At 64.4% G+C, this 13,913-nt stretch carries 9 protein-coding genes; 7 read left to right on the top strand and 2 right to left on the bottom strand.

The window, feature by feature from the left end; translation table 11 throughout:
• Positions 1–591 precede the first annotated feature (591 nt).
• The 4 genes from AAF481_01965 to AAF481_01980 all read left to right on the top strand — a co-directional run bounded on the left by AAF481_01965 (position 592) and on the right by AAF481_01980 (position 8,050).
• The gene (locus AAF481_01965; protein ID MEM7479915.1) at positions 592–2,043 is read left to right on the top strand and encodes a TolC family protein; all 1,452 of its coding nucleotides are present in this window, start codon (positions 592–594) and stop codon (positions 2,041–2,043) included.
• Positions 2,040–3,482, top strand: a complete 1,443-nt coding sequence (locus AAF481_01970) for an efflux RND transporter periplasmic adaptor subunit (GenBank protein MEM7479916.1) — start codon at positions 2,040–2,042, stop codon at positions 3,480–3,482. Before AAF481_01965 ends, AAF481_01970 begins: the two co-directional genes overlap by 4 nt.
• 13 nt (positions 3,483–3,495) lie before the next feature.
• Positions 3,496–6,639, top strand: coding sequence for a CusA/CzcA family heavy metal efflux RND transporter (locus tag AAF481_01975; GenBank protein ID MEM7479917.1), 3,144 nt, complete (start codon positions 3,496–3,498; stop codon positions 6,637–6,639).
• Between the two features lie 94 nt (positions 6,640–6,733).
• Positions 6,734–8,050 carry a hypothetical protein gene (locus AAF481_01980; protein ID MEM7479918.1) on the top strand — a complete coding sequence of 439 codons (1,317 nt, stop codon included), beginning with the start codon at positions 6,734–6,736 and terminating at the stop codon, positions 8,048–8,050.
• A gap of 321 nt (positions 8,051–8,371) precedes the next feature.
• Here AAF481_01980 and AAF481_01985 read toward each other — a convergent pair whose 3' ends face one another.
• A complete protein-coding gene (locus tag AAF481_01985; GenBank protein ID MEM7479919.1) occupies positions 8,372–8,773 on the bottom strand; it encodes a type II toxin-antitoxin system VapC family toxin in 402 nt (133 codons plus the stop codon).
• A 208-nt stretch (positions 8,774–8,981) separates the two neighbouring features.
• The gene (locus AAF481_01990; protein ID MEM7479920.1) at positions 8,982–11,159 is read right to left on the bottom strand and encodes an ATP-dependent RecD-like DNA helicase; all 2,178 of its coding nucleotides are present in this window, start codon (positions 11,157–11,159) and stop codon (positions 8,982–8,984) included.
• A 101-nt stretch (positions 11,160–11,260) separates the two neighbouring features.
• Here AAF481_01990 and AAF481_01995 point away from each other — a divergent pair, with 101 nt between their 5' ends.
• The 3 genes from AAF481_01995 (at position 11,261) to AAF481_02005 (ending at position 13,874) form a co-directional block, all read left to right on the top strand.
• On the top strand, positions 11,261–12,652 hold the full coding sequence (locus AAF481_01995; protein ID MEM7479921.1) for a sigma-54 dependent transcriptional regulator: 1,392 nt from the start codon (positions 11,261–11,263) through the stop codon (positions 12,650–12,652).
• Between the two features lie 3 nt (positions 12,653–12,655).
• Positions 12,656–12,880, top strand: coding sequence for a hypothetical protein (locus tag AAF481_02000; GenBank protein ID MEM7479922.1), 225 nt, complete (start codon positions 12,656–12,658; stop codon positions 12,878–12,880).
• Between the two features lie 208 nt (positions 12,881–13,088).
• The gene (locus tag AAF481_02005) at positions 13,089–13,874 is read left to right on the top strand and encodes a glycosyltransferase family 2 protein (protein MEM7479923.1); all 786 of its coding nucleotides are present in this window, start codon (positions 13,089–13,091) and stop codon (positions 13,872–13,874) included.
• Positions 13,875–13,913: the final 39 nt, after the last annotated feature.

A 13,913-nucleotide genomic window follows, 5' to 3' on the forward strand; every position in this document is an offset into this window, starting at 1 on the left:
ATCAATATCCCTCCCCGCCGCCGCCGCGTGATCCCCACGCCCACTGGGGAATGGCCCTTGCGCCCAGTCGGCAGCAGCAGCTAGGCTTGCATCATGAAGTCGCGTCGCCTATGGGTCGCCTTGAGCCTGTTCGCTCTGACGGTAGTCGGAAATCCGGTACTGTGCGGAGCTTGCGGGCCGGACCATTGCGCGCTGCTGGAAGTGGCCGACAAGGGACGGGACGACGCCCACTGCCCGACACAGGACGCCATGGCGGAGACTGCGCGCGCCGCCACTCCGTCCTCCGACCCTCAGTCCACGGGAACCTTCGGTACCCCCGCGACGACCACCTGCTGTGCCGCGACCCTCGTTCCCGAAGCGAAGCCAACGGCTGTTCCCACAATGCCGATCTCTCTGGACGGAGTGGCCGCCGTACCCGCCTTTGTGCCCTCCCCCTCGTTCTCGGAGGAGGTACCCAGGGGTCGAACGGAGCGACTCAGGCCAGGCCCCCTCTACACGCTGAACAGCTCTCTGCTCCTTTGATTCCCCCTTCGGTGTAGTGCGTTTCGCGCCCCATGCGGCGCGCGATGAACCGTACCCGAAAGGAGAATCATGGCTGAATCAAAGATCCTGCCCTGGCTGGTCGTAGGCCAGTTTCTTGGGCTCACGGCCTGGGGATGGTCCCAGACGCCGATAGCCACCGCTTTCGAAGGCGCTCCCCCGGCCGCGGCGGAATCGGAGAGTTCCGCCCCGAAAGGAACCCCCTCGAGAAGTCCTGGCGTCGAGGAGCTGCTCGCCGGCGTGGAATCAGACCTCCGGCTCGTCTTGGAAGAAGTGCTGGAGCGCAGTCCGGTGATCGCCCGCGCCCGCCAACGGGCGGCGGCGGCCGCAGCCCGGGTGCCACAGGTGCGCGCGATGCCGGATCCCGTGGCGTCGCTGAAACTCTTCGTGCTCTCGCCGGAGACGCGCACCGGGCCGCAGCAGTTCAGCGTCGCCATCGAACAAGAGCTGCCGTGGTTCGGCAAGCTCGCTCTGCGGGAGCAGGCGGCGCTCTATGCCACCGCGGTGGCGGAAGCGGAAGTCGAAGCGGTGCGCCTCGAAACGCTCACCGAAGCCCGCCGCCTGGTCCACGAGCTGGCCTTTCTCTCGGACTACCAGGGCATCGTGGAAACGGAGCGAAGTGCCCTGGTGCGCTATGAGCGAGCAGCCCAGGCGCGGTACTCGTCGGGCACGGGCCTCCAGCAGGAGATTCTCCGCATCCAGGCGCAGATCACCCACACCGACACCCGCCTGCTGGAGATTCGGGAGCGCCGGATCCACCTGACAGCCATGCTCAATGCGCTGCGGGACCGGCCGGCTTCGGAGCCGATCGAGCCGCCGCCCTTGCCGGCAGTTCAGACGGACAGCCTGTCGGTAGAGGCTTTGTGCGAGTTCGCCGCCTCCCACCGGCCGGAAGTCGCCGCCGCCGAGGCCCGCATCGCCGCCGCCGGCACGCTCGGTGAACTGGCGAGAAAAAACTTTCTCCCGGACTGGCGTCTCGGCCTGTCCTATACCGCTGTCGGCCGCCGCGACGACGATGCCGGGCGGCGCATCGCGCCCGAAGGAAACGGCGACGACACTCTCGCTCTGACGGGCTCCGTCGATCTGCCAGTCCGGCGGGGCAAGTTGGCGGCCGGGGTCGAAGAAGCGGACGCCTCCCGGCGCGCGGCGGAGGCGGAAAGGCGCCGCCTTCTCGCGGAGATCGAAGCCGACATCGGCGACCTGGTGGCGCGCATCCCGCTGCTTTTCGAGCACCTCGAGCTGCTGGAGGGAGTTCTCCAAAGGCAGGCGCGAGAGGCCCTACGCTCCGCCGAGACGGCGTACAGCACCGGAAAACTGAACGCCGTCGATTTGCTCGATGCGGAGGTGGTGTTGCTCGAAGTGCGCATCGCCGCCGCCCGCACTCGCGCCGACCTCGCCATCGCCTGGGCGCGACTGGAGCACGCCGTCGCGGCTCCCCTGACACCCGGCACCTCAGCACTCCCCACGCCTCGAAACCCTCACCGCCCGGAGTCCATCCCATGAGCCCTTCCCCGCAACGCTCCCGCCCCCTCTTGATGATCGCCCTCGGAGTCGGGGCGCTACTGTTCGGCATCGTCCTCGGCCAGTTTCTGCCGGCGGATCTCCTTGGCCTTCGCGGCACATCCGCAAAACAGCCGGCCTCGCAGGACGACCCGGATCCGCTCTGGACCTGCGGCATGCACCCCCACGTGATCGAGCACGGTCCCGGCCAGTGTCCGATCTGCGGCATGGATCTGACCCCGGTGCGCGGCAGCGACGGGGATTTCGCCGACGACCATCCAGCGCACCCCGCCGCGGACGCTATCCGCATCGAACCGGAGATGGTCCAGAACATGAACGTTCGCACCGCCGAGGTGACTCGCCGCGACCTCAACCAGCCCATCCGGACCGTCGGCTACCTGGAGTTCGACCAGCAGCGCATGGTGACCGTCACCACCAAGTACAAGGGCTGGGTGGAGAAGGTCTACGTCAACTACGTCGGCGAGGAGGTGCGTCGCGGCCAGCCGCTTTTTGAGATTTACTCTCCGGAGCTAGTGCAGACGGAGCGCGAGCTGCTGTCGGCCCTCGAGTTCGTCGAGGAGATGCGCGACGCGCCGGCGGACGCACTCGAGCGGGCGGAGTCGATGGTCGAGTCGGCGCGAGTGCGGCTGACCTACTGGGACATCGCCCCCCAGCAGATCGCCCGCTTGGAGGAGACCGGCGAGGTGTTTCGTACCCTCAGCGTGGCCGCGCCCTCCGGCGGCCTGGTGATGAAGCGCATGGCGGGCCTCGAAGGGATGGCCGTGGAGCCGGGAATGGAGCTGTTCCACATCGCCGATCTGAGCAACCTATGGGTTTCGGTGGAGCTGTTCGAAAGTCAACTCGCCGCGGTGCGGGAAGGCACCGAAGCCCTGATCGAACTGTCGTACTTCCCCGGCGAGACCTTCCGGGGCACGGTGCGCTACCTGGAACCGGAACTGTCGGAGGAAACCCGCACCATGCGGGCGATGGTCGAGGTGCCGAATCCGCGCGGCCGTCTGCGCAAGGGCATGTACGCCACCGTCGAGTTGAACCCCATCCAGGTGCCCGACGCCCTCGTCGTGCCCTCCCATGCGGTGCTGCGGACGGGCGAGCGCAACGTGGTGGTCGAAGCCCTCGGAGAGGGCCGCTTCGCGCCGCGGGAGATCGTCCTCGGTCACCGTGCGGACGGCTACACAGAGATCCTTTCCGGCCTCGATGAAGGCACAAGGGTGGTGACCTCGGCGCAGTTCCTGCTCGATTCCGAGTCCACCCTGCGCGAGGCGGTGCAGAAGATGGTCGCCGAGCGTAGCGAGAGACCGGCCACCGCCCCCCTGATGACCGACCCGGCGATGGCGGATCCCTCTCCGGCGGCGCCCGATGCGGCCCACGAGATGACCGACCCGTCGGATCACTCCGGGCACGGCGATCATTCCGAGCCCTGACGAGGAGATCCGAATGCTGAATCGCCTCATCGAATGGTCCCTCAAGAATCAGCTTCTGGTACTGGTGGCGGTTCTGCTGACGGTGCTCGGCGGCCTGTGGTCGATCCGCCAAACGCGGGTGGACGCCATTCCCGACCTGTCCGACGTACAGGTGATCCTCTACACCGATTTCCCCGGCCAGGCGCCGCAGGTGGTCGAGGACCAGGTGACCTACCCGATCACCTCCAAGATGCTGTCGGTGCCCTTCGCCAAGACGGTGCGGGGGTACTCGTTCTTCGGTTTCTCGTTCGTCTACGTGATCTTCGAGGACGGCACGGATCTCTACTGGGCGCGCTCGCGGGTGCTCGAATACCTCTCCGCCTTGACCGGCGAGCTGCCGCCCGGGGTCACCCCCCAGCTCGGTCCGGACGCCACCGGCGTCGGCTGGGCCTTCATGTACGTGCTGAACTCGCCCGAGCGCTCCCTGGCGGAGCTGCGGAGCTATCAGGACTGGCACCTGAAGTACGGGCTCTCCGCCGTCGAAGGGGTCTCCGAAGTGGCCTCCATCGGCGGTTTCGTGCGGCAGTATCAGGTGGAAGTGGATCCGGTGCGCCTGCGGGCCTATGGGGTGGACTTGAAGACCGTCAAGGAGGCCATCCAGCGCTCCAACCTCGACGCTGGCGGCCGCCTGGTGGAAATGGCCGAGCGCGAATTCATGGTGCGCGGCCGCGGCTACATCGAAGACCTCGCGGACCTCGAGGAGATCGTCCTCACCACCGGACCCGGCGGCGTGCCGGTGCTGCTCGAAGAAGTCGCCCAGGTCCAACTCGGGCCGGAGATCCGCCGCGGCCTGGCGGACTGGAACGGTGAGGGAGAGACCGTCGGCGGCATCGTGGTGGTGCGCGCCGGCGCCGACACCCGATCCACCATCGAACGGGTGAAGCGGCGCCTCGAGGAACTCGCGGCCGGCTTGCCGGAGGACGTCGAGATCTCCGTCGCCTACGACCGCAGCGGCCTGATCGAGCGTTCCATCGCCACGCTGACGAACACCTTGTTCGAAGAGCTGCTGGTGGTGTCGCTGATCTTGATCCTGTTTCTCTTCCACTTCCGCTCGGCCCTGGTGGCGATCGTCTCCATCCCCCTGTCGATCCTGCTCGCCTTCATCGTCATGCAGTGGCAGGGTCTGGGAGCCAACATCATGTCCTTGGGCGGCATTGCCATCTCCATCGGCGTGCTGGTGGACGCCGCCATCATCATGGTGGAGAACGCCCACAAGCACTACGAAGAATGGCGCGGCAAGCGATCGCACCGGGAGATCATCCTGCGCTCCGCTCAGGAAGTGGGGCCGACGCTGTTTTTCACCCTGCTGATCATCACCGTCTCCTTCCTGCCGGTATTCACTCTCCAGGCGCAGGAAGGGCGGCTGTTCCGGCCCTTGGCCTTCACCAAGACCTATGCGATGGGCATGGCGTCGATCCTCGCCGTCACCGTCGTGCCGGTGCTGATGTATTGGTTCGTGCGCGGCAGGATCCGCAGCGAGAAGCGCCATCCGGTATCGCGCCTGCTGGCAGGCCTCTACACCCCGGTGCTCCACCTGGCCCTGCGCTGGCGCTGGCTGGTGATCGCGGCGATGGTCGTGGTGCTGATCCTGACCTGGATCCCGCTTCAGAAGATCGGCTCGGAGTTCATGCCGCCGCTGTGGGAGGGCGACCTCCTCTACATGCCCACCACCTTCCCGGGCCTGTCGATCACCAAGGCACGGGAGATCTTGCAGCAGACGGACAGGATCATCCGCACCTTCCCGGAGGTGGAGTCCGTCTTCGGCAAGATCGGTCGCGCCGACACCGCCACCGACCCGGCGCCGCTGTCGATGATCGAGACCACCATCGTGCTCAAGGATCCGAGCGAATGGCGACCGGGGCTGACCCGCGAGGCGCTGATCGCCGAAATGGACCGGGCAGTACAGATCCCCGGCCTGACCAATGCCTGGACGATGCCGATCAAGACCCGCATCGACATGCTGTCGACGGGCATCAAAACGCCGGTGGGGATCAAGGTCGGCGGGCCGGACTTGCGCACCCTCGAAGCCCTAGCCCAGGAGATCGAAGCGGTGGTCAAGCCGTTGCCGGGCACCCTCTCCGCCTACGCCGAGCGGGTGATGGGCGGCAGCTATCTCGACTTCGATATCGACCGCCGGGCCGCCGCCCGCTTCGGCCTGCGGGTGGAGGACATCCAGGACGTGATCCGCTCCGCCGTCGGCGGCATGAACGTCTCCTGGACGGTGGAAGGGCTCGAGCGTTACCCGATCAACGTGCGCTACCCGCGGGAGCTGCGAGACTCCCCGGAGGCGCTGCAAGAGATCCTCATCGCGACCCCGAGCGGCGGCCAGATCCCGCTCGAGCAGGTGGCGCGCCTTGCAGTGCGGGACGGGCCACCGGGCATCAAGTCCGAGGGCGCACGGCCCAACGCCTGGATTTATGTGGACCTCCAGGGCGTCGATGTCGGCTCGTGGGTAGAGCGGGCGAAGGAAGAAGTCGCCGCCCGGGTCGACCTGCCGCCGGGTTACACGGTGTTCTGGTCCGGCCAGTACGAGTACATGGAGCGCGCCCGGGCGCGTCTCGCGTTGATCGTGCCGGTCACCCTGCTGCTGATTCTGCTGATCCTCTACCTCCACACCCGGTCGGTGACGAAAACGGCCATCGTGCTCACCGCCATCCCCTTCTCCCTCGTCGGGTCCGTCTGGCTGCTGGCGGGACTGGGCTACAACTGGTCCGTGGCGGTGATCGTCGGCATGATCGCCCTGGCGGGGCTGGCGGTGGAAAATGGCGTGGTGATGCTCCTCTACCTCGACCTCGCCTACGACACCTGGCGCGAGGAAGGTCGCATGGCGACCTACACCGACCTGCGCGAAGCGGTCGACCACGGCGCGGTGCAGCGCATCCGCCCCAAGCTGATGACCGTCGCCGCCACCTTCTTTTCGCTGGTGCCGATCCTGTGGGCCACCGGCACCGGCTCCGACGTCATGCGCCGCATCGCCGCCCCGATGGTCGGCGGCGTCTTCACCTCCTTCGTGGCCATCCTCGTCGTCTTCCCGGCGATCTACTTCATCTGGCGCGGGCAGGGACTCGAGAAAGACAGAAGGGACCATCGGGCGGGCAAGACCTCTGAGGAGACTTGAGGGACATCGCGGAACTAGCTGTCCGTCGAGATGACATAGTCCTCACGCTGCAACGCCGACCCGGCTAGCCACCCAACCCGAGGAGAAAGACATCGTGGCACCATCGAAAATCCGCCGGAGGATCAAAATCGGATGTTCCGCTCTGGTGTTGTTCGTACTCGCAGTCCTCGCGGTGGGATGGATGCGGGCGAACCATCTCGACCGGCAGGCCCAGAAGCGATGGCGGCAGGTACTGGACAACCGGACCTTCCTTGAGGCATACCCCCCCGTTGACATCAATGACACCGCGCTACGGCTCGTGACCCTGGCGGCGCCCCTCGGTATCGACTTGGCGCCTCCAGAGGCCGACATCTCGCCAACGGTTTCCGAGGAAAAGCGTGAAGTTTTCAAGGCGCTCAACGAGAGCTGGAGGCCGTGGCTCGCAGAGCTGCGAAAGTACGAAGGTGAGAATCGGCCGCCGCTATCGCAGGAGGTCGAAGCATTCCTTGCTCAGCACGAGGACGCCCTCGATGAACTGATCAGAACACTGAACTCGACTTCGCCACCACAGTGGAAAAGGGACATTCGGAATGGCTTTTCCTCCAAGCTCCCGAATCTGCTCGGTATCCTCTATCTACAGCGCGTATTGATGTTCGAGGCTCTACAACGGGCCGAGGCCTTCGAAGATCCCAGTCCGGTCCTCGAGGCGAGTTGGCGCCTTAGGTCGAACTTGCATGAGTCCCCGTACCTGATCGAAGCGCTGATCGATATTGCGAACCTACACATGCAGATGATGGCGCTGCGCGGAAGCTGCATGGCAGATTCTCGATGGACTGACCGGCTCGAGGCCACGGACCTGAGGCGACGGGTATTGATCGGCTTTCACCACGAGTCGTGGGTCGCTTGGTGGTCCTCCCACCTGGAGCAGCCTCTCGGCGACGAGCAACTACCGGGTTGGGCAAAGCCGATGAATCGAATTGGCCTCCGGGACTTCGCGCGCCGTTTCTCGAGAACCGTCGAGGATCTTCCAGGCCAAGCCCCTCTGACGTTCCACTCTCAAGACTTCTTCGAGTCTCACTACCAAGCGATTCCTCGCTGGCAAGTCATCACCCGACTCTTCTACCCGAACTTCTTCGATTCTTGGACCAAGGCGATTCGGGCGGAACTCGACGCCGATCTGACCGCAAGAATCCTCCGGGTCCGCGCCAATCCACCCCGAGCGCTGGACGTCCGATCACCGAGGTGGACTGAACCGTCGCGGGTCGAGGGTCTCAACTGGATCTATGAGCGCGACACCGACAGTCTGACGATTCACCTCGACGGTCAACTTGCCGAGAGCCTCGACGAGACGTTGTCACTACGATTCGAGATCTTCCAAAGCGGAAACGAGTGGAGCTGTCCTCCAACTGGACTGCCCGATGCCACGAACTGAAGGTGCCGCTCACTGAAGGTGCCAGGGGAATGGCGGTAACACCGCGTTTCTCGCTGAAGGTGCCGCTCACTGAAGGTGCCAGGGGAATGGCGGTAACACCGCGTTTCTCACTGAAGGTGCCAGGGGAATGGCGGAAACACTGCCTCGCTGAAGGTGCCAGGGGAATGGCGGTAACACCGCGTTTCTCGCTGAAGGTGCTGCCCACTGAAGGTGCCAGGGGAATGGCGGTAACACCACTCACTGAAGGTGCCAGGGGAATGGCGGTAACACTGCCTCGCTGAAGGTGCCAGGGGAATGGCGGAAACACCGCGTTTCTGGAAGTCACCGGGTAGAGAAAATCTCCGAGGTGATCTGGGGGATGTGGCGAAAGTGGCTGTCGGTCGACACCACATAACCTGCCCACTGCATCGCTGAGGCAGCGATCCAAAGGTCGTTGGTCGGAATTGGACGACCCGCGGCTCGCAGACTGCTGACGATCTCGCCGTATCGATCTGCCGTCTCTTCATCCAGCGGAATCACCCGAACGCGAGGAGAAGCCAGAAACTGTTCGAGCAATTTCTCGTTCTTGGGACGTTGGCTTCCTTTCCGAAAACCTGCGCGCAATTCGCCCAACACTACGGGGATCACTAAGATCTCTGCGACCCGCTGCAGAACAGCTCGGATCTCTCCATGACCGCGAAGGAACGCCGAGTAGGCAGAGGTATCGAGGACGATACGCCTCAATCCCAGATCTCCGGATCGATTTGGCGTTGGTCGGCAAGATCGCTGTCGAACTCCGCCGCCTCGGCCTCAGACCAAGCGCGGAATCCAAATGGTGCCAGGGGAATGTGCCGAATCCAAAAGGTGCCGGATCCAAAAGGTGCCAGGGGAATGTGCAAGAGGCCTCGGCGGTGGGTGTCAGGCGATTGTCAAGCTGGAATGCTTGAGGAATCTACTGAGCCCGCAAACGCCCGGCCAGCAGCGAAAAGCGATCCTTCAGATCGGCATTCTTGACCGCCACCGCCAGGGCTCGCGGATCCCCTACCAGGATCGCCAGCTTTTTGGCACGGGTGAGGGCGGTGTAGAGGAGGTTTCGCCGCAGCATCACCCAGTGACCAGTGGTGAGCGGCAGGACGACGCAAGGATATTCACTGCCCTGGGACTTGTGGATCGAGCAGGCGTAGGCCGGTGCCAGTTCGTCAAGGGTGCTGAATTCGTGCTGTACTGCCTGGCCGTCGAAGGAGACGGCGACCTTCTGGTTCTCCTCATCGATCGCCAGCACCCGGCCGAGGTCCCCGTTGAAGACCCCGAGGTCGTAGTTGTTGCGGATTTGCATCACCTTGTCGCCGACGCGAAAGATCCTGCCGGCGCGGGAAACTTCGACACCTGATGGATTGAGCTGGGCGCGCAGGGCGTTGTTGAGGTTCTCGGTGCCGAGCGGCCCGCGATTCATCGGGGTGAGTACCTGCACCTCTTCCACCGGGTCCACACCGAAGCTCTGGGGGATACGCTGCGACACCAGATAGGCGATGGTCGCGATCAGCTCTTCCGGCTCTTTGCGCTCGATGAAGAAGAAATCGGCGGCCTTCGCTGCGCTCTCGGCGCGCGGTGGCTTGAGCAGCGGCATCTCGCCGGCGTTCACCCGGTGGGCATTGACCACGATCAAGCTCTGCTCTGCTTGACGGAAAATCTCCGTCAAGCGCACGACCTCGATGCGCCCGCAGGCGATCAGGTCCGCCAGCACCTTGCCCGGGCCGACGGACGGGAGCTGATCGACATCCCCCACCAGCACCAGGCGCCCGCGGTCCGGTAGCGCCTTGACGATGCTGTGTGCCAGGTGAATGTCCAGCATCGAAGCTTCGTCGACGATCAATAGGTCCGCCGCCAGCGGATTCTCCGGTCCGCGCTCGAAGCCGCGCGTCTGCGGGTTGAACTCCAGCATGCGGTGGACGGTGGTAGCCTCCATGCCGGTAGCCTCGGAGAGCCGCTTCGCCGCCCGGCCGGTGGGAGCGGCCAGCAAGATGCGCTGTCGTTTGGCGGCCAGCACCTTGACGATGCCGCGCACCAGGGTGGTCTTGCCGGTTCCCGGCCCGCCGGTGATGACCAGCGCCTTCTCCGTCAGGCCGCGGCGGATCGCCTCCCGCTGTTGCGGCGCCAGGTCGATGCGCTCGCGCCCGGCGAACCACTGCAGGGCTTTTTCGACATTGATGGCGGTATCCCGAGGCGGTGTTTTCAAGAGCACCCGAAGGCGCTCGGCTACCCCCGTTTCGGCCACGTGGAGCGCCTTTAGGTAGGCCGCCGCCTCGTCGACCGGCCGCTCTTCGACGACCGCTTCGCCGGTGCTTTCGAGTTCGGCGAGGGCGGCGACCAGATTGCTCTCCGGCACGTCCAGCAGGTCGATTCCGCCGTCCAACAGCCGCTTTCTCGGCAAGTAGACATGTCCCTGATCCGCCGCCGTGGCGAGCTGATGGAGCAACCCGGCCCTGGCTCGCTGCGGTGAATCCGGCGGCAGGCCGAGAGAGGCAGCAATGCGGTCGGCACTTTTGAAGCCGATTCCCCAGACCTCCGCCGACAGGCGGTACGGATCCTCCCGCACAATTCCCATCGCCTCGCCGCCGTAGGTCTTGTAGATCTTGATCGCGTGGTGGGTGGCGACGTCATGGGACTGCAGGAAGATCATCAGATCTTTGATCTCCCGCTGCTCCACCCAGGTCTCCCGGATGCGCTGCACCCGGGTGCGCCCGATGCCGGGAACCTCGGTCAATCGCTCCGGCTTGTTCTCGATGACGTCCAGAGTCTTCAAGCCGAAATGCGCCACCAAACGCTTCGCCATGACCTTGCCGATGCCCGGCACCAAGCCGGAGCCGAGATACTTCTCGATGCCCGCCAAGGTGCTCGGCGTCAGCGTCAGGTAGGAGGTCACCTGAAACTGCCGCCCGAACTTCGGATCCTGGATCCAGCTTCCCTCGAGGCGCAAATTCTCCCCCACCTGCACACCGAGGAGATTGCCGACGGCAGTGGCCTCGCCGCCGGGATCGAGGCTCAGGCGCACCACGCTCCAGGCGTTCTCCGGGTTGGAGTAGACGACCTTTTCGAGGACGCCTTCGAGTTGTGAGGGAGCAGAATCCATGAGGTTTGGGCGGTAGCGCGCCGAGAATCCGTCGATGCTCGGTGCGAAGGCAAAAATCTTATCTCGACGGACGCCTCGCGGTGTGCCAATATGGCCGGCCTATGGCTCGCAAACCCTCTGTTCTGATCATTGACGACGAAACCGGCTCCCGGGAATCGATGGCCATCGCGCTTGAGAAGGCGGACTTCGAAGTCCGCACCTTCGACGATGCGCGCAACGCTCTGAAGTTCATCGCCGAAGATCCGACTCGGGCACAAGTCGCCGTGTGCGATCTCAAGATGCCCAACATGGACGGCCTCGAATTTCTCGCCGCGGTGCGGGAGGAAAAGCACCCCCTCGCCGTGATTCTGGTCACCGCCTTCGGCAGTATCGACTCCGCCGTCGAGGCGATGCGCGTCGGGGCGGACGACTACCTACCCAAGCCCGTCGACCTCTACGAACTGCGCACCCGCGTCTCCAACCTGGTCGAAAAGGAGCGCCTGCGCGAAGAGGTGACCAGCCTGCGGGAACAGCTCGACAAACGCTTTGGCTTCGAGAACATCATCGGCAAAGCACCGGCGATGGAAACGCTGTTCGAGAAGATGCGGATGGTCGCCCCGACCCGCGCCAGCGTGCTGGTGATCGGCGAGAGCGGTACCGGCAAGGAACTGGTGGCCAACGCCCTGCACCACGCCAGTCCGCGCAAAAGCGAACGATTTCTGGCGATCAACTGTGGCGCCATCCCGAGCGACATCCTCGAAAGCGAACTCTTCGGCCACGAGAAAGGGGCCTTCACCGGCGCCGTGTCGCGCAAGATTGGGAAATTCGAGCTGGCCCATCGCGGAACTCTGTTCCTGGACGAGATCAGCGAACTGTACCCGGAACTGCAAGTCAAACTGCTGCGGGTACTCGAAGAGCGGCAGGTGATGCGGGTGGGCGGTGCCGACCTCCTGGACGTGGATTTTCGCCTGGTGGCAGCGACCAACCGGGACCTCGAGGAAGAGGTGGAGAAAGGGCGCTTCCGGGAAGACCTGTACTACCGTTTGAAGGTCGTCACTCTGGAAATCCCGTCGCTGCGCGAGCGGCCGAGCGACATTCCGCTACTGGCGGACTTCTTCCTCAAGCAATATTGCGACGAGCAGGGCAAAGAGCCCAGGGCCTTGAGCCCCGAGGCTCAGGAAGTGTTCAGCCGCTTTCCTTGGCCGGGAAACGTGCGCGAGCTGCGCAACCGAGTGGAATCGATCGTCGTGTTTCACCAGGGCGAGGAGATCACTTTGCAAGATCTGCCCGCCGACATGCGGGATTCGGCCACCGTGTCGTCCGCCGGAGCGCCGGTGCAGCCGGTCACCGCCGAGCCGCGCACCATGGCCGAGATCGAACGGCAGGCGATTCTCGAAACCCTGCAGCGCACCGAGGGCCACCGCGCCAAAGCCGCCGATCTGCTCGACATCGGATTGCGCACGCTACAGCGCAAACTCAAAGACTACAAAGAGCAGGGATACGTGGAGGATTGATCGATGGAACTGCCGTCAGAAGTCTTGATCCACAACGCGCAGCTCGGCCTCCAAGGTAGCGTCGGAACGCTGCTGCAAATTCAGGCACTGGGGTACTACGAGGTCAACGTCTCGTTCGGGGAACGGACCCACCGAGTGCTGCTGCCGGTGTCGGACACGGTGATCATCGCCAAGGAACCGGAACAAGACCCAGGCACCCCCGCCGAGGACCTCGAAATCGAGCGCTAGCAGTGGGTGCTAGCAGTGGGTGCCAGGGGAATGTTCGAATCATCGAGGGACTGGTAGCAGCGGGTGCCAGGGGAATGTTCACAGCACCGACTCAGCCACCCGGCCAAACAAATCCACGTCCGCTAAGATCAACCTTCGCCAGGCTACGTCGAGGCTCTCCACTCGGTCCTGTCTCTGCCCGATGGCCTGAGTTCTCTCCTCCCAGATCATGAAACCCCGCAACGTCATCGTCATGCCGGCGTACAACGCCGCTCCAACCCTCGAGCGCATCGTCGCGAGTATCCCGGAAGGGGTTGCGGACGAGATCATCGTGGTCGACGACGCTTCGACGGACGAGACACGTGAAATCGCCCGACGACTCCCGGTGACGCTGGTCGAGCACTCGGAGAACCGAGGGTACGGCGCCAACCAGAAGACTTGCTACCGCCTGGCCCTGGAGCGGGGCGCTTCCTACATCGTAATGCTCCATCCGGACGATCAGTACGACGCCCGAATGACGCCGGCAGCCCTCGATGTCCTGTCCCACGACATCTGCGATGTGGTGCTCGGCAACCGGATTCGCACCCGCCGAGAGGCACTGGGTGGCGGTATGCCATTGGTCAAGTACCTGGCCAACCGGGGGCTGACCTTCATCGAGAACATCCTCTCAGGCCAGAATCTCGGCGAGTGGCACAGTGGCTTCCGCGCCTATCGGCGGAGCGTCCTTGAGACGATTCCATTCGACGAGAACGACGACGGATTTGCCTTCGACTCGCAGTTTCTCGTCCAGTCTGTACAGTTCGGCTTTCGGATCGGAGACGTGCCGGTCCCGGTCCGCTACTTCTCGGAGGCGAGCACCATCGGTCTCGCTGCAGCCACCGGCTATGCCCTCCGAACGGGCTTGGTTTTCGGTGAGTGGTACCTCCACCGATTGGGCCTGCGTCGAAGCCCACGACTCTCACCAAAGCCCGCCGGCACCGCGGGAGCAGATCCTCGATCGGAAAGTGGCGCGTGAGTCGGGCCACGGAGAACCCTGAATCAGGGGTCGTAGCGG

This window comes from Acidobacteriota bacterium, assembly GCA_039030395.1.
Taxonomy (GTDB): Bacteria; Acidobacteriota; Thermoanaerobaculia; order Multivoradales; family JBCCEF01; genus JBCCEF01.